The sequence below is a fragment of the Paenibacillus sp. FSL M8-0334 genome (genome assembly GCF_038000405.1).
In the GTDB taxonomy this organism is placed as follows: domain Bacteria; phylum Bacillota; class Bacilli; order Paenibacillales; family Paenibacillaceae; genus Paenibacillus_AQ; species Paenibacillus_AQ campinasensis.
Genome location: NZ_JBBOCH010000001.1, coordinates 3,145,001 through 3,168,311 on the forward strand (window position 1 = coordinate 3,145,001; position 23,311 = coordinate 3,168,311).

Sequence of the window (23,311 nt, forward strand, 5' to 3'; positions counted from 1 at the left end):
ACTTGCGATGAAATCAAGGATGACCAAATGCTTCTCGGGGATAAACACATCACTTCGAAGGCGGAGTGAAGTCGATTCAGGGGTAGGGGAGCGTTGTATAGGCGTCGAAGGTGTACCGTAAGGAGCGCTGGAGCGTATACAAGTGAGAATGCCGGTATGAGTAACGAAAAGATCAGTGAGAATCTGATCCGCCGAAAGCCCAAGGTTTCCTGAGGAAGGCTCGTCCGCTCAGGGTAAGTCGGGACCTAAGGCGAGGCCGAAAGGCGTAGTCGAAGGACAACAGGTTGAAATTCCTGTACCACCATAAACCGTTATGAACGATGGGGGGACGCAGGAGGGTAGTGACGCGGACTGATGGATGTCCGTCCAAGCAGTGAGGCTGATGTGTAGGCAAATCCGCACATCGTTAAGGCTGGGCTGTGATGGGGAGTGAAAATTACAGTAGCGAAGGTCATGATCTCACACTGCCAAGAAAAGCCTCTAGTCAGGTGAAGGTGCCCGTACCGCAAACCGACACAGGTAGGCGAGAAGAGAATTCTAAGGCGCGCGGAAGAACTCTCGTTAAGGAACTCGGCAAAATGACCCCGTAACTTCGGGAGAAGGGGTGCCTCGGTAGGGTGAATAGCCCGAGGGGGCCGCAGTGAAAAGGCCCAAGCGACTGTTTAGCAAAAACACAGGTCTGTGCGAAGCCGTAAGGCGAAGTATACGGGCTGACGCCTGCCCGGTGCTGGAAGGTTAAGGGGAGCGGTTAGGAGCAATCCGAAGCTGTGAACCGAAGCCCCAGTAAACGGCGGCCGTAACTATAACGGTCCTAAGGTAGCGAAATTCCTTGTCAGGTAAATTCTGACCCGCACGAATGGCGTAACGACTTGGGCGCTGTCTCAACGAGAGATCCGGTGAAATTTTAATACCTGTGAAGATGCAGGTTACCCGCGACAAGACGGAAAGACCCCATGGAGCTTTACTGCAGCTTGATATTGAATTTGGGTACGATCTGTACAGGATAGGTGGGAGCCTAGGAAACCTGAGCGCCAGCTTGGGTGGAGGCGCCGTTGGGATACCACCCTGATCGTATCTAGGTTCTAACCTGGTGCCCTTATCGGGTACAGGGACCGTGTCAGGTGGGCAGTTTGACTGGGGCGGTCGCCTCCTAAAGAGTAACGGAGGCGCCCCAAGGTTCCCTCAGAATGGTTGGAAATCATTCGAAGAGTGCAAAGGCATAAGGGAGCTTGACTGCGAGACCAACAAGTCGAGCAGGGACGAAAGTCGGGCTTAGTGATCCGGTGGTACCGCATGGAAGGGCCATCGCTCAACGGATAAAAGCTACCCTGGGGATAACAGGCTTATCTCCCCCAAGAGTCCACATCGACGGGGAGGTTTGGCACCTCGATGTCGGCTCATCGCATCCTGGGGCTGAAGTAGGTCCCAAGGGTTGGGCTGTTCGCCCATTAAAGCGGTACGCGAGCTGGGTTCAGAACGTCGTGAGACAGTTCGGTCCCTATCTGTCGTGGGCGTAGGAAATTTGAGAGGAGCTGTCCTTAGTACGAGAGGACCGGGATGGACGTACCGCTGGTGCACCAGTTGTTCCGCCAGGAGCACGGCTGGGTAGCTACGTACGGAAGGGATAAGCGCTGAAAGCATCTAAGCGTGAAGCCCCCCTCAAGATGAGATTTCCCAATTCGTAAGACCCCTTGAAGACGACGAGGTAGATAGGTTGGAGGTGGAAGTGCAGCAATGCATGGAGCTGACCAATACTAATCGGTCGAGGGCTTATCCTACAAGCTTTACGAAGTAAAGCTCGCTACGGAAGCATATGCTAACCCCGATACAACATTGGGGTATGCTACGGATAATATAACGCAAATCGTTTCGTATCTAGTTTTCAGGTGATCAAAACATCTGAATTGAATATTGTTCCCTGATAGCTCAGTTGGTAGAGCACTCGACTGTTAATCGAGTTGTCACAGGTTCGAGTCCTGTTCGGGGAGCCATTTATGGAGAGGTGTCCGAGTTGGCCGAAGGAGCACGATTGGAAATCGTGTAGGCGTCACAAGCGTCTCGAGGGTTCGAATCCCTCTCTCTCCGCCAGTATTTTAAATATGGCCCGTTGGTCAAGGGGTTAAGACACCTCCCTTTCACGGAGGTAACAGGGGTTCGAATCCCCTACGGGTCACCATATTTCTTATTAGAAAAGACTTGATTTATAACCAGCTTTTTTGATATGATAATAGTCGTTGTTGTCCTGGAGGCTTAGCTCAGCTGGGAGAGCATCTGCCTTACAAGCAGAGGGTCGGGGGTTCGATCCCCTCAGCCTCCACCATTATACGACTTACGAAATGTGAAGAAGCAACCCTTTTTAATGACGCGGGGTGGAGCAGTTCGGTAGCTCGTCGGGCTCATAACCCGAAGGTCGCAGGTTCAAATCCTGCCCCCGCAACCAATTAATATCGCATAAGCGATAGTGCCTCGTGGAACTGTGGTGTAGAGGCCTAACATGCCTGCCTGTCACGCAGGAGATCGCGGGTTCGAATCCCGTCAGTTCCGCCATTCTTTTCTTAGTAGGGTTGAGATGTATATCCGGAACGGATGTCGTCAAGCTCGAAGAGCTTAAGGCTCGGTAGCTCAGTCGGTAGAGCAGAGGACTGAAAATCCTCGTGTCGGCGGTTCGATTCCGTCCCGAGCCACCATGTAAGTTACAATTGTATATGCCGGTGTAGCTCAATTGGTAGAGCAACTGACTTGTAATCAGTAGGTTGGGGGTTCAAGTCCTCTCGCCGGCACCACTTATGGAGGATTAGCGAAGTGGCCAAACGCAGCAGACTGTAAATCTGTTCTCGTACGAGTTCGGTGGTTCGAATCCATCATCCTCCACCAGTTATAGGGGCATAGTTTAAAGGTAGAACAGCGGTCTCCAAAACCGTTAGTGTGGGTTCAATTCCTGCTGCCCCTGCCAATCGAAACATCTTTAAATATGGCGGTCGTGGCGAAGGGGTTAACGCACCGGATTGTGGCTCCGGCATTCGTGGGTTCAAGTCCCATCGATCGCCCCATATTTCTTAAAAAATCATAATGGGGATTAGCCAAGCGGTAAGGCAACGGACTTTGACTCCGTCATGCATAGGTTCGAATCCTATATCCCCAGCCATTGATTTTTTACTTGCGGACGTGGCTCAGCGGTAGAGCATCGCCTTGCCAAGGCGAGGGTCGCGGGTTCGATTCCCGTCGTCCGCTCCATTTCTATTTTGGCGCCATAGCCAAGTGGTAAGGCACAGCTCTGCAAAAGCTTTATCCCCAGTTCGAATCTGGGTGGCGCCTCCATCTCAAATACGTGCCCTTAGCTCAGCTGGATAGAGCGTTTGACTACGAATCAAAAGGTCAGGAGTTCGAATCTCTTAGGGCACGCCACTTTTCCATCAGGTGGGCTTCCCACATGATATAGGCTAAGCAAGTAAATTGCATATATTTTTAATATGCCGGTGTGGCGGAATGGCAGACGCGCTCGACTCAAAATCGTGAGCGTAAGTCAAAGATTTAACCGCTGAAGCCTTGGTATTACTGGATCCTTCAAAAGATGTTTCAAAAGTTCTCTCCTGTAGTTCTCTCCTTTTACCAAAGGGGCGATGGAGACTTTATAATGTGCCGGTGTGGCGGAATGGCAGACGCGAACGACTCAAAATCGTTTGGGGAGACCCGTGGAGGTTCGAGTCCTCTCACCGGTACCACATTAATAACTAACAGTTCATTAGGATATAATACTAATGGGCTTTTTTTATATTTTGATTACTTCATTCATTGTATTGGCTGAAGATACTTTGGAGCTGTACTCCAAGTGCGAATAAATATTTGCTGTAGTGGAATAATCACTATGGCCTAACCACTCTTGCACTTCTTTCATGCTGACGCCATTGCTCAAAAGCAAAGTGGCGCAGCTATGGCGAAGATCATGAAAACGGATGTGACGCATGCCATTCTTTTTTAGCACAAGAGCAAAATGTTGGGTGATATAATTAGGCTTGATTCGCTCTCCCATTGCATCCACATAAATATAACCGATGTAATCCTTGCAGTAAGAACCCTTGAAGAGTTGTTGGTTGATTTCCTGTTGCTCCTTCATTTGCACCAAAAGGTCATAGAAAGCATCTACAAGGGGTAGCGTTCGAAGACTTGCCTTGTTCTTTGTTCGATCCTTCTCAATCGTGATCAGCTTCCCATCCAGGGAACCAGAAGTGACGGTATGCTTGATCGTGATGGTTTTATTGTCCAGATCAATGGCAGACCATTTTAGACCTACCACCTCACTTCGTCTAAGTCCATAAAAAGCTCCCAGGATTACAGCCAGTTCAATCTTGGTGCCCTTTACAATTTCTAAAAGTTGATTAACTTCTGAAGCGCTGTATGAACTGCCCACAAACGCTTCTTTCTTCGGACGAATGATTTTGTCGGCAGGGTTAGAAGGAATTCGATCTGTAATGAACGCCTGCTGAAGTGCCGAACGTATATTGGCATGATAATGAATGACCGTGTTGGCACTAACTCCCCATTCATTTAAGGCATGACTGTAAAAATCCTGAATGTGATGAGGTTTCAATTCCAGGAGAGTAATGCTTTTTTCTCGAAAGTATGGAACGATGCGTCCCTTCACTGCATTTGCATACGAGATATACGTGATGAGCTCGATCCTATGCTTCACCGTTTCCAGCCAATCCAGCATGTAATCCGCAAAAAGGGTCTGGTCAACATCTGAGTTTTCTTCGTTGTTTTGCTTTTCCTGCTCTTTTTCTTCTTCATTTGTCACTAATTCAAAATTTTTGCGAGCATCCATTAGCATGGACTCCGCTCTTTTCTTGTTTCCTTTGACGGGCAAGCCCGTAGCAATCCATTTACTTTTCCGCTTCCCCTCCTCATTTTTATAATTTAAGACGATATAGAAAAGACCTTTTTTTTCTTGTAGGTGGCCTGCAACCATGATTCATTTCCTCCTTGGTTAGCAGCACCGATCCCACCATTGACACTTTAAATATACCATAGTAAAATTAATGATTCAATGCACTAAAGCGTCGCAGTGAGGAGTCGGTTGATGAGTCATTATGCTGTGGAGATAAGCAATAATGGTGGCTTTGGGGATTTTATACGCTCTGCCTATTTTGAAGTGATTGATTTTATTAGCTTGTAAGAGCTTGTATCCAGTTTTAATGCTGATTCCACCGAGCATTTCACACATCTGAACGACATTGACTACGTCCGGATAATCTTGAAACATGTGCGAATAAAAAATGAGTGCTGACTCAGATGGAACGTCAGACTGGTCATGCATGTCACATGTCTCCTTTCATAGAAAAGAAGATTATGTATACGAAAAAAACCTGTTTCAAGTTGCAGGTGGTTAGCCCACACATAACTTCATTTACAAAGCTCCCCCTCATCCGAGCGGGCTGCCCCCAATGCAGTGACGCTGGCCAGGCAGAAGTATCATTATCTCTTCCTGTAGATCATCGCGATTCACCTCACCACAAGATGATTCCAGCCAAAAGTTGATCGCTCAAGTTTATAACGAAAATAAACTGTCATGGCGCTTTCGCTGTGTCGCTATTGTATTTTTAACAGCCACAGGAAGAACGTACTCGTAACAGGAATATGTAATTGTCATGGTACAGGGTGAGTCGATTTGAGTAGATCAGCGATGCTAAGGAGAAGAAGTATTATCTGCTCACTTATTAATTGATGATTTTTGAATTGAAAGGCAACCATTGAGTTGAAATAAGTTAGTCGATTGATGGTTGCTTTTTAAAACCTTCTTCTTTTTTATAGTTGTAACGAGAAAGATCAAAGCGCCTAATTGCCATAATAAACTCAAGAACCATCTGTTGTTTGCAGTCTTCGTTAATGATGCCATTGTATCGAGCATATTTATTGATAAGCGGTTCGTAACGATTAATCAATTCGATTTCCGCTTCGTGGTCGCCTTTTTGAGCCAACTGGATTAACTCCATGACATCGCGCATTATATAATCCCTCCTTAGTTGTTTTTGTGAATTACATTAACTAAGGAGGACTTCGATTATTTATTTTAAGTAATGGAAGATTGGTAATGCTTTTTAAGTTTGAACAACAATTTTTTTTTGACTTGGTAATAGCTTGTCTGGTGACACCAAAGACACGGGCTATATCCTCGTCGGTTTTGTCTTGAAAATACTTTAGATGAAGAAGTTCTCTTTCTGACGACTCAAGATCATTCATTGCCTGTAGAAGTGCAATGTTTTGTTCGAGAATGATGAAAGGACTTTCACAGAATTTAAAGGCAACATTGATCTGGAAGTCAGCTTCATCAAATGGCCTGAAACGATCATTTTCCATACATAATTTTTTGAAAAAGTCGCGACTTGCATGGCGTAAAGTAGTACTTGCATAGCTGCTGAATCCTTTTTCAATAGCTTTACGATTTTTGAGATCCCTGTTCATAATTTCACCCCCTTTCACTATGTAATTGGGAGGATGCAACGGAAAAAGCAACTTTTTGTTGAATTTTGGAAAGCATAAAAAAACATGATCAATGAAAAAGCGTATTGCTTGACACAAGGTATATAGGTGCTATATACTTGTTTGATGAAAGGTCCATAAAGTTTGCAACGTCTTGATAAGAACAAGATAATCAGTATCGATTCAAGAAAATTTTTTATTATAACATTTTAGCAGCTAAAGGCTTTTAGCGCTTAATTCACTGCGCTTTAAATTAGATTGCTATTTGTTTATAAGGTGGTGACGGAGATGAATGCAGGTGAATGGAAAAAGCAAGAACTAAGTGATGCATTTCTGGGTGCCGTTTACGCGTATATGGATTATGAGAAAACGACGCATCTCTTAAAAACGAAGGATGGAAAGCAGATTTATTATGCAGAAATTCATATCGTATCCGCGATCCATGACCATGAAGGGATTCATGTGTCGGGTTTGGCGGATTTGCTTGGTGTGACGATCGGAGCTGTTTCGCAAATATTAATGAAACTTGAAAAGAAAGGGCTTATCAAAAAAGAACGTGATGCACGTAATCAATCGCGTTTTTTATTGAAGCTAACTCCAGATGGAGAAATTACGCATCTTAATCATTTGAAGTTTCACGAGGAGTTTGATGAATTATTTTGTTCGGCACTCGACGAGGGAAGTGTAGAACAAGTTCGTTTCTTAAAACAGTTTTTTAGCCGAATAGAACATAAACTACAGGATGTGACGAAAAAATAATTTTTTTTAAGCAACGCCTATAGCAACTTAATACTTTAAAGTCAGATTCCATCAAACATGATGGAATTAAAAAATATTTGTAATTGAGAATGATTATCTTCTTCATAGGAAAGGGAACAGATTTCATGGTGGGTTTCTTAAAAAGGTGCATAGGCCTGATCATTACTCTTTTGGGGGTGACGGCACTTTCGTTTCTAATGGCCAATATTTCAATTGTTGATCCCGCTGAAGCTTATGCACGAAATGTATTTTTGCATCCGACGGAAGAACAAATTGTTCAAATTCGTACGGAAATGGGGCTGGATCGGCCGTTATACCAGCAATATATACAATGGTTAGGCAGCAGTTTGCGTGGGGATTTAGGGGTTTCTTTACAGACAAAAAATACAGTCGCATCAGATATTGGCCAGAAGCTGCCTATAACCATGCAACTTGTTGGCATGTCCCTATTGTGGGTGGTGGTCTTTACCATTCCTGTTGCCCTTATCACTGCCTTGCGAAAAAATAGTTGGTTTGACCACGTTGTTAGAATAGCAACGATATTGGGTGCTTCACTGCCCAACTTCTGGCTGGGATTCTTGGTACTTCTTTTGTTCGCTGTAACCTTTCCAATTGTGAAGGTTGTGGACTACGGCAATCTTATGAGTCTTATTCTTCCTTCTCTCGTTCTAGCTGTTCCGGTTGCTTCGATATCCATTCGCTTATTTCGCGCGACGCTGCTTTCCAATCTGAATAAGGATTATGTTGCTTATGCGAAAGCAAGGGGACTGAGCAACGGAAGGATTGTATGGGTTCACGTGACAAGGAATTCTCTGCCGCCGCTCATTATGTTGTTTGGTCAATACATGGGTCACATGATTGCGGGAAGTGCCATCGTGGAAAGCATTTTTTCCTTGAAGGGCGTCGGTATGTATCTGATTGACGCGATTATGGCTCGGGACTTACCGACGATCAATGGTTGTGTATTGGTCATCGCCCTTATTTTTGTTTTTGGCAGAGTGCTTGCGGATATCGTCAATTGGCGGCTAAACCCCCGGATGATGGATAAGGGGGAAGGAGCTTTATGATTATAAAAATTGTTAACAACAAGCAGGCGCTGACAGGACTTGTAATGATCGCATTGGTAAGCCTGGTTGCTGCAACTGCTCCGCTGATTGTACCCAATGACCCGCACAAAATTGATATCGTGAACCGATTCTTATCCGCAAACGCGCAATACCCACTCGGTACGGATCAACTGGGACGTTGTGTGTTATCGAGGCTGCTCCTTGGGGCGAGCTACTCGCTGGGCATTGCCGTACCGACACTGATGGCGCTAGGGGGCATTGGATTAATACTGGGAACGTCAGCCGCTTATTTAGGCGGGCGTTTGGAACGGGCTTTACTGATCATCTGTGATCTATTTATGGCTTTTCCATCGCTGGTCATCGTACTGTCTCTTGTCGGGGCGTTGGGACAAGGAATACCCAGCATCGTTGTGGCCGTGATGTTCTCGCTGTGGGCTTGGTATGCCAAAGTGGTGTGGAGCTATGCGTGTCTGGAAAAGAGCAAGGACTACATTCTTGCATGCATTATAGCCGGGTGCAATCACAGAAGAATTATATTTCGACACATCATTCCTAATCTGTTTCCCCAATTCCTGGTGTACCTGAGCACGGGAATGGCTTCCATGATCATCATGATATCCGGGTTTTCATTTTTAGGATTAGGCTTTGAATCAGGCACGCCAGAATGGGGAGCGATGTTGAACGAAGCCAGGGCGAGTTTTTATTCTCATCCGACATTTGTCCTTTACCCTGGCCTTTGTATTCTGTTAACGGCAGCGGGCTTCAATTTATTCGGAGAAGCGCTTAGAGACATCATTTCTCCGGAGGAGGTGAGCGAATGAATGGTTTGTTGGAAGTGAAAAATCTTTGTGTTGGACTTAAGGAGCAGCCGAGCCGTCTGATTGTCAAGCATGTAGATTTTACGCTTCGCCAAGGAAAGGCACTAGCTCTTGTAGGGGAAAGTGGAAGCGGAAAGACGATGACCTGCAAGGCGCTTATGCGGTTATTAAATAGGAAGAAATTCGAAGTTTCCGGGAGCATCCGGTATAGGGAGGTGGGGCTGCTAACCCTTAAAGAAAAAGAAATGCGTTCGTTATGCGGAAGCAAAATAGCGATGATTATTCAACATCCGATGACCGCTTTCAATCCGACAATCAAAATCGGTGTGCAAATCATAGAGTCGATAAGAGCTCATCGAAAAATCGGCAAAAAAGAAGCGTATGAGATTGGTATTCAAGCACTGGAGCAAATGAATTTGCCGCGCTGCGAACAATTAATGAACAGTTTTTCTTACACATTAAGTGGAGGAATGCTGCAAAGAATCATGATCGCAGTAGCCTTGATTCACAAGCCGGAAATCCTTATAGCGGATGAGCCTACTACCGCTCTGGACGTGAAAAACCAAAGCATTGTACTTGAGGAACTCGATCAATTGAAGAAAAGGGGGATTGCGCTTCTATTGATTACTCATGACTTGGGCGTGGCCGCGAAGCTTGCGGATGATATGGTGGTTATGAAAAGCGGGGAGATCATTGAACGCGGGACTGTTTTCGAACTCTTCGCATCGCCTCGGGAAGTGTACACCAAAGAACTGCTGGGAGCCAGGTTAATGAAAGGAGCAGGGCTGTGATTGAACTGAAGCAGGTATCCAAGCAATATCAAGTAAAGGATAAGCGAGGAAATAAACGGACTGTCGATGCCGTGAAGCCATTATCGCTTTCGTTGGATCATCAAACCAGTTACGCCCTTGTAGGCGAAAGTGGCAGCGGAAAAAGCACCTTGGCCCGTCTGATGCTGGGGATCGAGCGACCGACAAACGGAGAGGTATGTCTGGAGGGGAATAATATCGCTATGCTGCGTCCAGGCGAATTTCGGATGAAAAGGGCTGATCTTCAGATGGTGTTGCAAAATGCACAGAGCTCACTCGATCCCAGACTTCCGGTATTTGATTCAATCGCCGAGCCGATCCGGTGTTTGAAGAAGATGGACAAACAAAGCGAGCGCCAGAAGATTCTGGAACTGGCCGACAAAGTTTGCTTGACCGTTGATCAGCTTAATCGCCTTCCGCATGAGTTGAGCGGCGGCCAATTGAAACGGGTATGCATTGCGCGTGCAATGAGCGTATCCCCAAAGTTTATTGTTTTTGATGAATCCGTTAGCGGGCTGGATGTGACGGTCCGAAAGCAAATTCTCGACTTGATTCTTCAGCTAAAAAATGACGGAATAGGCGCATTCCTGTTTATTACCCATGATATCGATGTAGCGATCTATATGGCGGATCACATCATTGTGATGAAAGATGGATCTATCGTTGAACGGGTTGAACATGCTGGTTCTTATGATGATTTTAAACATGAGTATTCGAGGAAGATGATTGAGTCGCTTCCTCCGAAGTCTCCGGAATACCGGAACCAACAACATCGGATGGCTGCGACCCTTTAACAGCAGTAGGCTAAGAGGAGACGATTCCCATGAGAAAAATGATTGATGCTCTCGTTGTAATAGCGTTATTGCTATTTGTTTTAACTGCTTGCTTACAGACAAATACCGAACAAACGGAGGGTGAGATTACATTAACGGAAAGCTGGGATTTTGCCGGAGGTTTTTACCCGATTGAAACGCTAACGGTAAATGCCAATTACGGTCCACAGTTTTACATGGTCAATTTTTATGAAACGCTTGTCCGTTATAAGGATGGAGAAATCATTCCTGGTCTGGCAGAGTCCTGGGAGATATCGGAGGACGGCTTGATCTATACATTTCATTTAAGAGAACAAGTGAAGTTTTCCGACGGCTCACCTTTTAATGCGGAAGCGGTCAAACGAAATCTGGAGGTAATCCCGGCGAATCTCGGACCAATGAATGGAGGTCTGGGAACGGTGTCTACACTCCTGGACCAGATTGTTGTCATCGACACTCATACGGTTGAAGTGCATCTTACAGCCCCTTACTATGGAGCGCTAAAGGATTTTACACTGATGAACCCAATGGCGATGGTATCGCCCGATGCATTCAATGCGGACGGCTCTCCGGGAGATGTCCTCAGAACGGGCACGTTCGGAACGGGTCCTTACATGTATGAGGGGGAAACGGACGGGACGACGTACACCTTTGTTAAAAATCCGCATTATTGGGGCGAGGAGCCCGAGGTCGAACGCTTTCATGTGAAGGTGATTCCGGATAACGATACCAAGCTGCTGGCTTTGCGCAATGGGGAAGTAGACATTCTCGTAGGAACACGGCATATGTCCTATGATCGTTTTAATGAAATGAAAAAATCGGGCTACGGAGCGCAGATTTCAGAAGGGATAGCCAGCAACACGCGGTATCTTGCATTTAATGTGTCCAAAGCGCCTTTCGATGATCGGAATGTACGACTGGCAGCCAGCCGCGCAATCGACAAAGAGGGAGTTGTACAAAGCATATTTATGGGAATTGAAACGAAGGCCGACAGTATTTTCGATCCTGCAATGCCTTACAGCAACGTGGAACTTGTTCCCCATGCATACGACATGGATCAAGCCAAGTTGATTTTAGAAGACGCTGGCTGGGTGGATACGGATGGCGACGGCGTCAGGGAAAAAGACGGCAAGCGCTTGGCAGGCGAGATTCTGTATATTAAGGGAGATGCCATGATCGATGATTTACTTTTGGCGATTTCGGCGCAATGGAATGAACTCGGTATGGACATCAAGCCAAAGGGGATGGAAAAAATGACTTTTCACGCTGAGTTCGCAAAGGCCGATTTTGACCTCGCTTTTTATGAAACTTACGGCTCTGCCTGGGATCCCCACACATCGATGACAAATATGAAGCCCGATTACAGACATGGTTATCCTGCGGCCCAGGCGCTGGCGCTCGTAGAGAACGGCAACGAGATCATAGATGCGCTTAATGTCAGCACAGATGAAGAGCAGATTCAGGAGATTTATGATTTGGTTTTAAACGAAATCAACGACCAGGCCATTCTTATTCCTCTTTCCTATACCAAAGAACTGGCCCTGTACAATAGTCAAAGAATAGCGCATTACTCGTTTAACGGACAACCGGCTGATATTGACGTCGCTGCTATTCAGCTAAAATAAAAAAGCTTTCCCTCGTCTGTAAGGGTGAGGAGAGCTTTTGTTCGGTCAAAGTGTATAGCAGCTATATACTTTTGGGAGGTGTGCTGATTGGGAGGACAATATAATAACCCAAAGAAAAATCGTTCGACAGATGACAATCGCAGCGGCAACTTGGCCGGGGAGGAAGCTCCGCGTATGCTGCCGATAAGCGATACGTTTCGCATGTTGCGCCCGATCCAGATTCACTTGATCACGTGCGCGTTCCTCACCGGGGCGAGCGCGGTAGCCGGCTTTGCGCCGTACTTGGCCATTGTGGAGATCGCCAGAGCCTTGTTCGTAGCCGCCAATGCCGCAGAGGCTGCCAGTACAGTGTGGATCTGGGTCGGCATCGGCGCCGCAGGCGCTGCGTTGCGACTCATTATGCTCGGGTTGTCCACGCATGTCGGCCACAACGCCGACGCAGAAATGCTGCATCATCTCCGAGGTCAAATTGTGAAGCGGCTTGGCGTTCTGCCTCTCGGCTGGTTCCGAGCCGCCGGTTCCGGACAGGTGAAGAAGGCGATGACCGATGATTTGGAAGCGATGCATGAACTGTTCGCCCATGCGTTGGGAGCGGTTGTCGGCGCAGCCGTTTCGCTTGCTGTCGGCTTCACTTACCTGATGCTTGTGGATTGGCGGATGGCGCTCATTACGCTCGCAGTCCCGGTGCTGGCCGCAATTACGTATAAGATGGCGATGCGATCGCTTCCCGCGCACATGTCCCGATTGTTAACCGCAGAGGGACGGATCAGTTCCGCAAGCGTGGAGTATGTTGACGGAATTAACGTCGTAAAGACGTTTGGAGGTACAAAGGGCCGAATATTGGCCCGTTTCGACGAAGCGATGAATGAACACACCGAGGCTTATCGAGCTTGGGTAGCAGGACATCGGAACAGTTCCGCCATGAACCGGGTATTGGGCTCGGAGATGGTCCTGCTTGGCGTAGTATTGTCCGCGGGACTGGCATTCGTGAGCGCAGGCTGGCTTGCGGTTGCCGATCTGCTCCCTTTCCTCGTTGTAGGCGTGGGGCTGCCGACAGCTTTCGGTCCGCTGATCCATGGCTCGCAAGGCGTTCGTATGGCGCGTATGGCAGCCGGCCACATCGGCAGCCTGTTGTCCCGCGAACCGCTGCCCGAGCCCTCGGAGCCTCGTCAACCTCGGGACAATCGCATCGCACATGAGAAGGTATCCTTTTCTTATGATGGACTTACTCAGGTGGTAAGCGAGATCGAGGCGGAGTGCAAGCCCGGTACCGTCACCGCACTGGTCGGTCCGTCCGGCGCGGGCAAATCGACGCTCGCCAGCCTGCTGCCGCGCTTCTACGATGTAACGGGAGGCGCAATCCGTATCGGCGGCGCGGATGTGCGCGAGATCGGTTCCAAGACGCTGCTTTCTTCCATGTCGCTAGTATTTCAGGAAGTTATGCTGCTGCGGGATACCGTGAAGGAAAATATCCGCATCGGACGCCCGGAAGCTACGGATGAAGCCATTTATGAGGCGGCCAAGGCTGCCCAGATTCATGAGGTAATCGAACGTCTTCCGAACGGGTACGACACAATGCTTGAATCTGGCGGGGGAGGATTGTCGGGCGGAGAGCGTCAACGTCTGACGATCGCGCGCGCGATTCTCTCGGGCGCCGGCATCGTCGTACTGGACGAAGCGACGGCCTCGCTCGATCCCGACAGCGAGGCGGCGGTGCAAGACGCATTGGCCGAGCTCACAGCTGGCAAGACGGTCATTGTCATCGCGCATCGTCTTCATACCATTAAAAGCGCAGACCAGATTCTCGTTCTGGATGGAGGGCGTCTTGCCGAGCGCGGCAAGCACGAAGAACTGCTTGCCGAAGGCGGGTTGTACGCTCGGATGTGGGAAGCGCAGAAGAGGGGGGAATCCGCTTGATTCGTATGATTGTTCAGTTATATCGTCTTTGGCCGGATCCGAAGCTGCTGGTTCGCATGTGGCTGCTGAGCGCCATTCTTGCAGTGCTGCAGGGGCTGCTGCTCGGACTGCTGATCCCGATTCTGCGTGCGCTGCTGCAGCCGAGCCCCGATTTCGAGGCAGCCGCCCCTTGGCTGATTGCTGGGGCGGCGGGACTTGTGGTCTATGTGGTGCTGACTGTGCTGGCTACACCTATTGGGTTCGCCGCGAGCATGAAGCTTGCGGTTCAACTCAGACATCATCTGATGAGTCATGTGACGACGCTGCCGCTTGGCTGGTTTACCGCTGCCCGTAAGGGAGAATTCGTCCGTACGGTCACGAATGTGACCGGTGTCCTGTCGCAATTGACCGTGACGGTAGGAGCTCCTGCGATTACCGGCGTGCTGGTGCCTGCTACGATTGTTGGTGTCACCTTTATGGTGGATTGGCGGCTCGCCTTGGTGCTGCTCGTCACGATACCCGTATCGTTATTCGCGCTGCGCCGCTCCAGGCGAACCGTTGATGAGGTATCCGCTGATATGGAAATAGCGGCGAACGAAGTGGCCGGTCGAGCGATAGAGTTCGGTCAGGCCCAGCCGGTATTGCGGGCAGCGGGACACGGCACGACCGGCAGTGTTCGCATGCGGGACGCTCTTGCCGACCATCGCTTGCGGTATCGCCGTGGATTGAAGCGCATGCTGTTTCCTGATTTGTCATACAGCGGCGTAGTCATGATCGGTTTTATTGCGGCAGTCGTACTCGGTGTGCAGCTGCTGCTTGCCGGAACAATCTCCATGGCGGATACGATTGCCTTGCTCGTGCTGGCGGTACGCTTTCTTGAGCCGCTCGGCGGGATGATCGATCACGCTTCGGGTCTTGGCGCGATGGACTATCTTGCAAGGCGTGTCGAGGCTGTGTTGCATACGCCGTCGCTGCCGCACAATCCTCGGCCGGTGCGCCGGCTGGAACGGACCGATATTGCGTTCAACGACGTGACTTTCTCGTATAGCGACAAGCCTGTACTGACGAATGTGACGTTCGAATGTCCTCACGGCAGCACGACGGCATTGGTTGGTCCGTCCGGCTCAGGCAAGACGACGGTGACGCGGCTGATCGCCCGATTCTTCGATGCCGATGCCGGCAGCGTCAGTGTCGGCGGGACGGACGTCCGCGATATTGACCATAACGTTCTGATGAACGACATCGCGATTGTATTTCAGGAAGTCTATCTCTTCGACGCCACAATTGAAGAGAATCTTCGGCTGGCCCGGCCGGATGCAACCGAAGATGAACTGGCCGAAGCGGCCCGCGCCGCTCGGCTGGATGAAGTGGTTGCGCGTCTGCCCCACGGCTGGAAGACGCGGGTAGGCGAAGCGGGGGCGCAGCTGTCCGGCGGAGAACGGCAGCGGGTATCGATCGCGCGCGCATTCCTCAAGAAGGCGCGCATCGTACTGATCGACGAAGCGGCATCGGCGCTCGACCCGGAGAATGAGCGCGCCATTGGCGAGGCGATTGCGGGACTGGCTCGCGATCCCGAGCGAACCGTAATCGTGATTGCCCACCGTCCATCGACGCTGGCTGCGGCTGATCGCGTCGTCGCTCTCGACAGGGGAGAGGTTGCCGAAGTAGGGAGCCCTGAAGCGCTTCGCAAATCCGGCGGAATATATGCCCGGTTGTATAACCAATACGAGAGAGCCCGAAGCTGGCATATTAAGCGGGCTTGAGATGGAGCAGGGAAGGCACTGCGGAACGTGACAGCGGAAATCACTTAACTTTTCCGGGAAGTATGGGGAATAGGCTTTTTAGATATAAAGTGTATAGCAGCTATATTCTTTTACTCATAAATAGGTGTTGGTATATCAACACGGATAGGGGGAACTGATGGGTAACGATCATGTGCATGGTCATCATTCAATGAATGACATGCTTCATTCATCTACTGGGGGCGAGAACGGGCAACTTGCAAAATCCGACGCACTGTGGCGGTTGTTGCGGCCCGTTCATCTGCACCTTGCCTGGTGTGCAATTCTGTCGGCAATCGGCGCGGCTGCCGGGTTCGCTCCTTATATCGCGGTTGCAGAAATTGCACGCATGATGCTCGGTGCGGGGGAGACTAGCGGAAGCGCCGTATGGATGTGGGTCGCGATCGGTGCGATTGGAGCAGGGGTCCGCCTGCTGTTCATTTTCGCTTCGTCGCGGCTTGGGCATTATGCGGACGCGGCGCTGCTGCATGACGTGAGAGTACGCATCGTAAGCAAGCTGGGCGTATTGCCGCTTGGCTGGTTCCGCGCCAGCGGCTCGGGCGCCATAAAAAAACGGATGACCAACGACCTGGAGGAGATGCATCAACTGATTGCGCACGCGCTTGGCGAGCTGGTCGGGGCAGGCGCGGCCATGATTACAGGATTTGCGTATTTGCTGCTGGTGGATTGGCGTATGGCATTGATCTCCATGGCTGTATTGCTCCTCATGGTTATAAGCTATCGGATCGCCATGCGTTCGGCTACGACCCATATGTCCCGTCTGCTGGCCGCAGAAGGGCGAATCAGCGCGGCGAGCGTAGAATATGCGGACGGCATTGCGGTTGTGAAGGCGTTCGGTACAGGCGGACGCATGAATGAACGATTCGGCTCCGCCGTGAAGGAGCATACGAACGCCATGCTCGACTGGGTGAAGGAAACGACGTACAGCTCTGCGGCATCGCGGTTGCTTTCTTCCGAGATGACGGTGCTCGGCGTCGTCATGATTGCCGGACTTGCGCTTGTGAGCGCAGACCAGCTCGCGATGGCCGATCTGCTGCCGTTTCTCGTCATTGCCGTTGGCCTGCCGACATCGATCATGCCCGCCATTCAGGGCGGGCAAGGGATACGAAAAGGCCGCGTTGCCGCCAGCAATATTGAGGAGCTCCTGCAGCAACCGGCCTTGCCGGAGCCAGCGCATCCCAAGCAACCGGCATCCTATCGCGTTGAATTGAACGACGTGTCTTTCTCGTATGACGGGTCAACCGAGACGCTGTCGTCGATCAGCGCGGTGTGCGAGCCGGGCACCGTTACGGCGCTCGTCGGTCCTTCGGGGGCGGGCAAGTCGACGCTGGCCAGTCTGCTGCCGCGATTTTACGATGTGACGGGCGGGTCGATTACAATCGGAGGCGTCGACGTGCGCGATATGACATCGGAGACGCTGCTGTCGTCGATGTCGCTCGTGTTCCAGGATGTCATCCTGCTGCGCGATACCGTGACCGAGAATATCCGCATCGGCCGTCAGGATGCCAGCGACGAAGAAGTGCGCGAGGCTGCGCGGGCTGCCCATATTCATCATGTGATCGAGCGTCTGCCTCAGGGATACGATACGGTGTTGGGCAGCGGAGACGGCGGCTTGTCCGGCGGAGAGAAACAGCGGCTCACGATCGCGCGCGCGATCCTGTCCGGGGCGCCGATCGTCGTGTTGGACGAAGCGACCGCTTCGCTCGATCCCGATGGGGAGACGGCCGTTCAGGAGGCGCTGGCAAAGCTCGCGACGGGCAAGACCGTCATTGTCATTGCGCATCGGCTTCATACCATTAAGAGCGCGGATCAGATTCTCGTGCTGAACGGCGGTCGACTGGTTGAGCGGGGCAAGCACGAGGAGCTGTTAGCCAAGGACGGATTATACGCGCGGATGTGGAACGCGCAGCAGAAGGGAGAGTCGTAAATGATTCGCAAACTGTACAACTTATGGCCGGATCGCAGCATATTGCTGCGCATAGGAGCGCTGCAGGCTGTTTTGGCCATCCTGCAAGGACTGCTGCTCGGGTTGTTGGTGCCGATATTGCGGGCGCTGCTGCAAGCCGAACCGGATTTCCAGGCGGCCGCTCCTTGGCTCATTGCGGGTTCCGTCGGGCTTCTTCTGTATTGGGTGCTCACGGTCATCGCGACGCCGATCGGCTTTGCCGCCAGCATGGAGCTGGCGGCGGCGCTTCGCCATCATGTGATGCGCCATGTCGCCACGTTGCCGCTAGGCTGGTTCACCGCCGCCAACAAGGCGCGGCTGGCGCGCGCCGTGACGGCGGACGCCGGCAATATCGGGCATTTGGCTGTCGTCATCGGGGCGCCGGCCATTGTCTCCATGCTTGTCCCGCTTACAATCATCGGAGTCGCAGTGGCGCTGGAATGGAGAGTGGCGCTCGTATTTCTGGCGATTATTCCGGTTGCGCTGCTGACGCTTCGGCATTCCGGACGTATTGCATCGGAGGCGGATATCGAGCTCGAAGAAGCGGCCGCGGAAATCGCCGGCCGCGCGATTGAGCTTGGTCAAGCCCAGACGGTGCTGCGGGCGGCGGGACAGGGGCAGTCGGGGGGCATGCGCATGCGGGAAGCGCTGGATGAACATCGGGCCTCGTACCGTCGAGGGCTAAGACGTGTCATGCTGCCGGATCTGTCGTATACGGCTATTGTGCTCGGTGGCTTTATCGCAATCCTGGCCTTCTCCGTATACTTGCTTCTGTCCGGTTCGCTTGCACTCACGGATACGATCGTACTGCTGGTGCTTGCGGTCCGATTTTTGGAGCCGCTCGGCAATTTGATCGAGCTGATCGGCGCGCTGCGCGCCATGGAAAATGCGGCTGTCCGCGTTCAGTCCATACTGGATACGCCTACTCTACCGCATTTGCCGAATGCAGCGACCGCACTGGAGCATGCGGGGATCGAGTTCGAAGGCGTGACGTTCTCCTACGGGGATACGCCAGTGCTGAACGACGTTACATTCCGCTGTCCGGCAGGCAGTACGACAGCGCTGGTCGGACCATCTGGCTCAGGCAAGACGACCGTCACACGGCTCATTGCCCGGTTCTTCGATGCCGATGCCGGATGCGTGCGGGTCGGCGGCGTGGATGTTCGGCAGCTTGATCCCGGTGTGTTGTTGAACGATATCGCCATCGTGTTCCAAGAGGTATATCTGTTCGATTCCTCCATTGAAGAGAACCTTCGGCTTGCGCGCCCGGACGCTTCGCTTGAGCAGCTTAACGAAGCCGCACGCGCTGCCCGTTTGGACGAAGTCATCGAACGGCTGCCCGATGGGTGGAATACCCGTGTCGGGGAAGGGGGATCGCGGCTGTCCGGCGGAGAACGGCAGCGTGTATCGATTGCGCGCGCCTTCCTTAAGCAAGCGCGCATCGTACTGATCGATGAAGCGGCGTCCGCGCTTGATCCGGAGAACGAGCGGGCCGTAAGCGAAGCGATTGCGCGGCTCGCGCGCGACCGCCGCAGAACGGTCATCGTCATTGCCCACAGACCGGCTACGCTTGCGGCGGCGGATCAAGTCATCGCGCTTGAGGCAGGACGGATTGCAGAGATGGGATCTCCGGCGGAGCTTCGTGTCGCAGACGGAATGTTTGCCAAGCTATATGGTCAGTACGAGCGGGCCCGCAGCTGGCATATTGCCGAACGGGAAAGTTCCTAACGCGTTCTACATTATTATTGAGAAGGAGCTATCGAACCATGACTACACAATTTGAAGTTCGCGGTCTGAAGACCGCTATTAACGGAAAAGAAATTTTGAAGGGTGTCGATCTGGCAATCAAGGGCGGGGAGATTCACGCCATAATGGGCCCGAACGGCACCGGCAAAAGCACGCTTGCTTCCGCATTGATGGGCCATCCGAACTATGAGGTGATCGAGGGCGAGGCTTTGCTTAATGGTGAGGATCTGTTGGAAATGGAAGTGGATGAACGCAGCCGAGCCGGATTGTTCCTCGCGATGCAGTATCCGAGCGAGATTGCAGGCGTAACCAATGCCGACTTTTTGCGAAGCGCCATTAACGCACGTCGTGGCGAGGGCAATGAAATGTCATTGATCAAGTTCATCCGTCAGATGGAAGGCACAATGAAAGAGCTGGAGATGAACACGGAGTTTGCTCACCGCTACTTGAATGAAGGATTCTCCGGCGGGGAGAAGAAGCGCAATGAAATATTGCAAATGAAGCTGTTGGAACCGAAGATCGCCATTCTCGACGAGGTTGATTCGGGGCTCGACATTGACGCCCTGAAGGTTGTAGCGGCAGGCATCAACGCGATGTGCGCCGAGGACCGCGGTTTTCTGATCATCACGCATTATCAGCGTCTGCTCGACTATATTACGCCCGATTATGTGCATGTGATGATGCAGGGCCGCATCGTCAAGTCGGGCGGAGCTGAACTGGCGTTGCGTCTGGAGAATGAAGGATATGAATGGATCAAAGAAGAGCTCGGGATCGTCGATGAAACGGTCGGTCGGCTGTGAGCATGGAAGAGGAGCGACGGAATATGATGAACAAACCGGTATCGAAATCTGTTCAGAGCGCTGCGGCAGAGGCGCTCTCGAGATCCAAGGGCGAGCCCGAATGGTTGACGCGGCTGCGCGGAAATGCGGCGCAGGCTGCGGAAGGACTGGAGTGGCCGAAGCCGGACAAAATACGGCTCGACCGCTGGGCGCTGGATGCGCGCGGTCGCTATCTGCCGGCTGACGAGATGTGCGACAGCGAGGAGCTTCCCGGTTCGATTCGGGGCCTGGCGCCGGAGGATAGTGCGTCCGGTTTGATCGTGCAGCGCAATTCCAGCGTGGTGCTGAAGCGGCTTTCCGTGGAGTTGAAGAGCAAAGGAGTCATCCTCACCGATCTGGAGACTGCGGCGCGCGAGCATACGGAAGTGCTCAAGACGCATCTGTTCAGCGCCGTCAATTGGGAGGAGAACAAGCTGACGGCACTGCACGCAGCGTGGTGGAACGGCGGAATCTTCGTCTACGTGCCGAAGCATGTGGAACTTGAGCTGCCGATTCAGGCACTGCTGTTCAGTGACGATGCGGAGGCTGCATTCGCGCCACACATCTTGATCGTGGCCGACTCCCATAGCAGGATCTCCTACATCGATCATGTCGTGTCTGAGCCAGGCGACGGACTGCCGCCAGCTATCCATCAATCGATTGTGGAGGTTATTGTGAAACCCGGGGCTCGGGTGCAGTTCGCATCCATTCATCATTTGGCCGACAATGTCGTCGATTTGACGTTGCGTCGGGCGATTGTGGAACAGGGTGGCCGAATCGAGTGGATCATCGGCGACCTGAGCGACGGCAATGTATTCTCCGACACACGATCAAGTCTCCACGGCAGCGGATCAACGTCCGATGCGAAGGTGATCAGTATCGGAGCGGGATCGCAGCAGTTGAGTCTGACGACACAAGCGGTTCACTTCGGCAAGCGCACCGACAGCCAGATGGTGACGCGGGCGGTCATGAAGGAGCGGGGCACGGCAATTATAAATGGCGTTACGAAGATTGAGAAGGGGGCGTCGAAGGCGAACGGAGAGCAGACGGAGAAGGTACTGATGCTCAGTCCGAAAGCGCGCGGCGACGCCAACCCGATTCTGCTGATTGACGAGGACGACGTAACGGCGGGTCATGCTGCGAGCGTAGGCAAGGTTAGTCCGGAGCAGATCTATTACTTGATGTCACGCGGCATTCAGAGGGAGGAAGCGGAACGTCTCGTAGTCCAGGGCTTTCTCGCGCCGATTGTGTCCGGGATACCGGCCCAGAGCGTCAGAGAGCGGTTGAAGCGGTTGCTCGAGACGAAGCTTCAATCTGGAACGCAATCGTCCGAGGGACAGCTGCGATGATAACGAAGGAGGATGACAACGATGACCAAGACAATGCCGGAGATCGAAGCGTACAAGTACGGATTCCGCGACGAGCATAAGGCCGTATTTCAATCCGGGAAGGGGCTTACGGCGGAAATCGTGCGCACCATTTCCAAAATCAAGAACGAACCGGATTGGATGCTCCAATTCCGGCTGAATTCACTGGAGCAATTCAAAGAAATGCCCCTCCCCAATTGGGGAGGCAAGCTGGACGATCTGGATTTTGACGACATTCAATATTACGTTCGTCCCTCGGGAAAACAGGGGAAAACGTGGGAAGAGGTACCTTCCGAAATTAAAGAGACCTTCGATAAGTTGGGCATTCCGGAGGCGGAACAAAAATTTTGGCGGGCGTATCAGCGCAGTATGAGTCCGAGGTTGTTTATCACAGCATGAAGGAAGATTTGGAGAAACAGGGCGTTATTTTTACTGATACGGATACCGCATTGCGTGAGCACCCTGAGATATTCAAAGCGTATTTTGGTCGAGTTGTCCCTGCAAGCGACAATAAATTTGCTGCTCTTAACAGTGCTGTTTGGTCGGGAGGCAGCTTCATTTATGTGCCCAAAGGAGTGAAATGTGAAGTTCCGCTGCAGGCGTATTTTCGCATCAATTCAGAAAATATGGGTCAGTTTGAACGCACGTTGATCATTGCGGATGAAGACAGCTTTGTGCATTATGTGGAGGGCTGTACAGCGCCGGTATACAGTACGAATTCTTTGCATAGCGCGGTCGTCGAGATTGTTTGCAAGAAGAATGCCCGGGTTCGGTACACAACGATTCAAAACTGGGCGCCCAATATTTATAATTTGGTTACAAAGCGGGCAATGGCTGAAGATAATGCAACCATGGAGTGGGTGGATGGCAACATCGGCTCCAAGCTTACGATGAAATACCCGTCTGTTGTTCTGAAGGGACGTGGCGCCAAGGGAATGGTTCTTTCTATTGCAGTTGCAGGCAAAAATCAGCATCAGGATGCGGGTGCGAAGATGATTCATTTGGCACCGGACACAACTTCCACAATTGTTTCCAAATCGATTAGCAAACATGGAGGCAAAGTGACCTACCGAGGATTGGCTTCGTTCGGCAGACAAGCCGTTGGTTCCAAAGCAAACATCCAATGTGACACGCTGATCCTTGACAACGAGTCCACATCGGACACGATACCGTACAATGAGATCATGAATGATAATGTTACGCTTGAGCACGAAGCCACCGTCTCCAAGGTTTCAGAAGATCAGCTGTTCTACCTGATGAGTCGGGGCTTAAGCGAAGCTGAAGCAACGCAAATGATTGTCATGGGATTCATCGAACCGTTCACGAAGGAGCTTCCGATGGAATACGCAGTGGAAATGAACAGGCTTATC

Annotated in this window: 16 protein-coding genes, 16 tRNA genes, 1 rRNA gene and 1 pseudogene (1 of these 34 only partly in view); 30 read left to right on the top strand and 4 right to left on the bottom strand. The window is 51.4% G+C overall.

Translation table 11 applies throughout. The annotated features are described in order from the left end of the window. The 17 genes from MKX64_RS13815 to MKX64_RS13895 form a co-directional block, all read left to right on the top strand. Positions 1-1,778: ribosomal RNA gene (locus MKX64_RS13815) — 23S ribosomal RNA — on the top strand (it extends 1,271 nt beyond the left edge of the window). 137 nt (positions 1,779-1,915) lie between these two features. Beyond that, a tRNA-Asn gene (locus MKX64_RS13820) sits at positions 1,916-1,991 on the top strand. A 5-nt stretch (positions 1,992-1,996) separates the two neighbouring features. Further along, positions 1,997-2,088, top strand: a tRNA-Ser gene (locus MKX64_RS13825). Positions 2,089-2,101: 13 nt separating this feature from the next. Then, a tRNA-Glu gene (locus tag MKX64_RS13830) sits at positions 2,102-2,176 on the top strand. 68 nt (positions 2,177-2,244) lie between these two features. Continuing rightward, positions 2,245-2,320 (top strand) — tRNA-Val (locus MKX64_RS13835). Between the two features lie 43 nt (positions 2,321-2,363). Beyond that, a tRNA-Met gene (locus tag MKX64_RS13840) sits at positions 2,364-2,440 on the top strand. A gap of 30 nt (positions 2,441-2,470) precedes the next feature. Then, positions 2,471-2,547: transfer RNA gene (locus tag MKX64_RS13845), tRNA-Asp, on the top strand. A gap of 64 nt (positions 2,548-2,611) precedes the next feature. Further along, positions 2,612-2,687 (top strand) — tRNA-Phe (locus MKX64_RS13850). 20 nt (positions 2,688-2,707) lie between these two features. Continuing rightward, positions 2,708-2,783: transfer RNA gene (locus MKX64_RS13855), tRNA-Thr, on the top strand. 5 nt (positions 2,784-2,788) lie between these two features. Beyond that, positions 2,789-2,874: transfer RNA gene (locus MKX64_RS13860), tRNA-Tyr, on the top strand. A gap of 5 nt (positions 2,875-2,879) precedes the next feature. Further along, positions 2,880-2,953 (top strand) — tRNA-Trp (locus tag MKX64_RS13865). 21 nt (positions 2,954-2,974) lie between these two features. Further along, a tRNA-His gene (locus MKX64_RS13870) sits at positions 2,975-3,050 on the top strand. Positions 3,051-3,070: 20 nt separating this feature from the next. Continuing rightward, a tRNA-Gln gene (locus tag MKX64_RS13875) sits at positions 3,071-3,145 on the top strand. 14 nt (positions 3,146-3,159) lie between these two features. Then, positions 3,160-3,234 (top strand) — tRNA-Gly (locus tag MKX64_RS13880). 10 nt (positions 3,235-3,244) lie between these two features. Beyond that, positions 3,245-3,318, top strand: a tRNA-Cys gene (locus MKX64_RS13885). A 10-nt stretch (positions 3,319-3,328) separates the two neighbouring features. Next, a tRNA-Arg gene (locus tag MKX64_RS13890) sits at positions 3,329-3,405 on the top strand. A gap of 233 nt (positions 3,406-3,638) precedes the next feature. Then, positions 3,639-3,722 (top strand) — tRNA-Leu (locus tag MKX64_RS13895). Between the two features lie 47 nt (positions 3,723-3,769). Here the strand turns inward: MKX64_RS13895 and MKX64_RS13900 are convergent. The 4 genes from MKX64_RS13900 to MKX64_RS13915 form a co-directional block, all read right to left on the bottom strand. Next, positions 3,770-4,966, bottom strand: a complete 1,197-nt coding sequence (locus MKX64_RS13900; RefSeq protein ID WP_341036170.1) for a site-specific integrase — start codon at positions 4,964-4,966, stop codon at positions 3,770-3,772. 75 nt (positions 4,967-5,041) lie between these two features. Continuing rightward, a complete protein-coding gene (locus MKX64_RS13905) occupies positions 5,042-5,314 on the bottom strand; it encodes a helix-turn-helix domain-containing protein (RefSeq protein WP_095398220.1) in 273 nt (90 codons plus the stop codon). A gap of 448 nt (positions 5,315-5,762) precedes the next feature. Beyond that, the gene (locus MKX64_RS13910; RefSeq protein WP_095398219.1) at positions 5,763-6,002 is read right to left on the bottom strand and encodes a helix-turn-helix domain-containing protein; all 240 of its coding nucleotides are present in this window, start codon (positions 6,000-6,002) and stop codon (positions 5,763-5,765) included. A 40-nt stretch (positions 6,003-6,042) separates the two neighbouring features. Beyond that, positions 6,043-6,459, bottom strand: a complete 417-nt coding sequence (locus tag MKX64_RS13915; protein ID WP_341036174.1) for a sigma-70 family RNA polymerase sigma factor — start codon at positions 6,457-6,459, stop codon at positions 6,043-6,045. Between the two features lie 306 nt (positions 6,460-6,765). Here MKX64_RS13915 and MKX64_RS13920 point away from each other — a divergent pair, with 306 nt between their 5' ends. From MKX64_RS13920 to sufB, 13 genes and pseudogenes are all read left to right on the top strand, one after another. Beyond that, positions 6,766-7,236, top strand: a complete 471-nt coding sequence (locus MKX64_RS13920) for a MarR family winged helix-turn-helix transcriptional regulator (RefSeq protein WP_095398217.1) — start codon at positions 6,766-6,768, stop codon at positions 7,234-7,236. Between the two features lie 125 nt (positions 7,237-7,361). Continuing rightward, positions 7,362-8,303, top strand: a complete 942-nt coding sequence (locus MKX64_RS13925) for an ABC transporter permease (protein ID WP_155618005.1) — start codon at positions 7,362-7,364, stop codon at positions 8,301-8,303. After that, complete coding sequence (locus tag MKX64_RS13930; RefSeq protein ID WP_341036179.1) at positions 8,300-9,124, top strand: ABC transporter permease; 825 nt, start codon at positions 8,300-8,302, stop codon at positions 9,122-9,124. Before MKX64_RS13925 ends, MKX64_RS13930 begins: the two co-directional genes overlap by 4 nt. After that, positions 9,121-9,912, top strand: coding sequence for an ABC transporter ATP-binding protein (locus MKX64_RS13935; RefSeq protein WP_341036181.1), 792 nt, complete (start codon positions 9,121-9,123; stop codon positions 9,910-9,912). Before MKX64_RS13930 ends, MKX64_RS13935 begins: the two co-directional genes overlap by 4 nt. Next, positions 9,909-10,724, top strand: a complete 816-nt coding sequence (locus tag MKX64_RS13940; RefSeq protein WP_155618006.1) for an ABC transporter ATP-binding protein — start codon at positions 9,909-9,911, stop codon at positions 10,722-10,724. Before MKX64_RS13935 ends, MKX64_RS13940 begins: the two co-directional genes overlap by 4 nt. 29 nt (positions 10,725-10,753) lie before the next feature. Further along, complete coding sequence (gene nikA / locus MKX64_RS13945) at positions 10,754-12,367, top strand: nickel ABC transporter substrate-binding protein (protein WP_155618007.1); 1,614 nt, start codon at positions 10,754-10,756, stop codon at positions 12,365-12,367. An 87-nt stretch (positions 12,368-12,454) separates the two neighbouring features. Then, the gene (locus MKX64_RS13950; protein WP_230875685.1) at positions 12,455-14,284 is read left to right on the top strand and encodes an ABC transporter ATP-binding protein; all 1,830 of its coding nucleotides are present in this window, start codon (positions 12,455-12,457) and stop codon (positions 14,282-14,284) included. 5 nt (positions 14,285-14,289) lie between these two features. Further along, on the top strand, positions 14,290-16,026 hold the full coding sequence (locus tag MKX64_RS13955) for an ABC transporter ATP-binding protein (protein WP_073304302.1): 1,737 nt from the start codon (positions 14,290-14,292) through the stop codon (positions 16,024-16,026). 157 nt (positions 16,027-16,183) lie between these two features. Beyond that, positions 16,184-17,992, top strand: a complete 1,809-nt coding sequence (locus MKX64_RS13960; RefSeq protein WP_230875686.1) for an ABC transporter ATP-binding protein — start codon at positions 16,184-16,186, stop codon at positions 17,990-17,992. Next, positions 17,993-19,738, top strand: a complete 1,746-nt coding sequence (locus MKX64_RS13965) for an ABC transporter ATP-binding protein (RefSeq protein ID WP_095398212.1) — start codon at positions 17,993-17,995, stop codon at positions 19,736-19,738. 38 nt (positions 19,739-19,776) lie between these two features. Continuing rightward, complete coding sequence (sufC, locus tag MKX64_RS13970) at positions 19,777-20,556, top strand: Fe-S cluster assembly ATPase SufC (protein WP_095398211.1); 780 nt, start codon at positions 19,777-19,779, stop codon at positions 20,554-20,556. Positions 20,557-20,582: 26 nt separating this feature from the next. Further along, positions 20,583-21,923, top strand: a complete 1,341-nt coding sequence (gene sufD, locus MKX64_RS13975) for a Fe-S cluster assembly protein SufD (RefSeq protein ID WP_213410536.1) — start codon at positions 20,583-20,585, stop codon at positions 21,921-21,923. A 21-nt stretch (positions 21,924-21,944) separates the two neighbouring features. After that, positions 21,945-23,311 (top strand): annotated as a pseudogene (gene sufB / locus MKX64_RS13980) (Fe-S cluster assembly protein SufB); the annotation flags it as partial.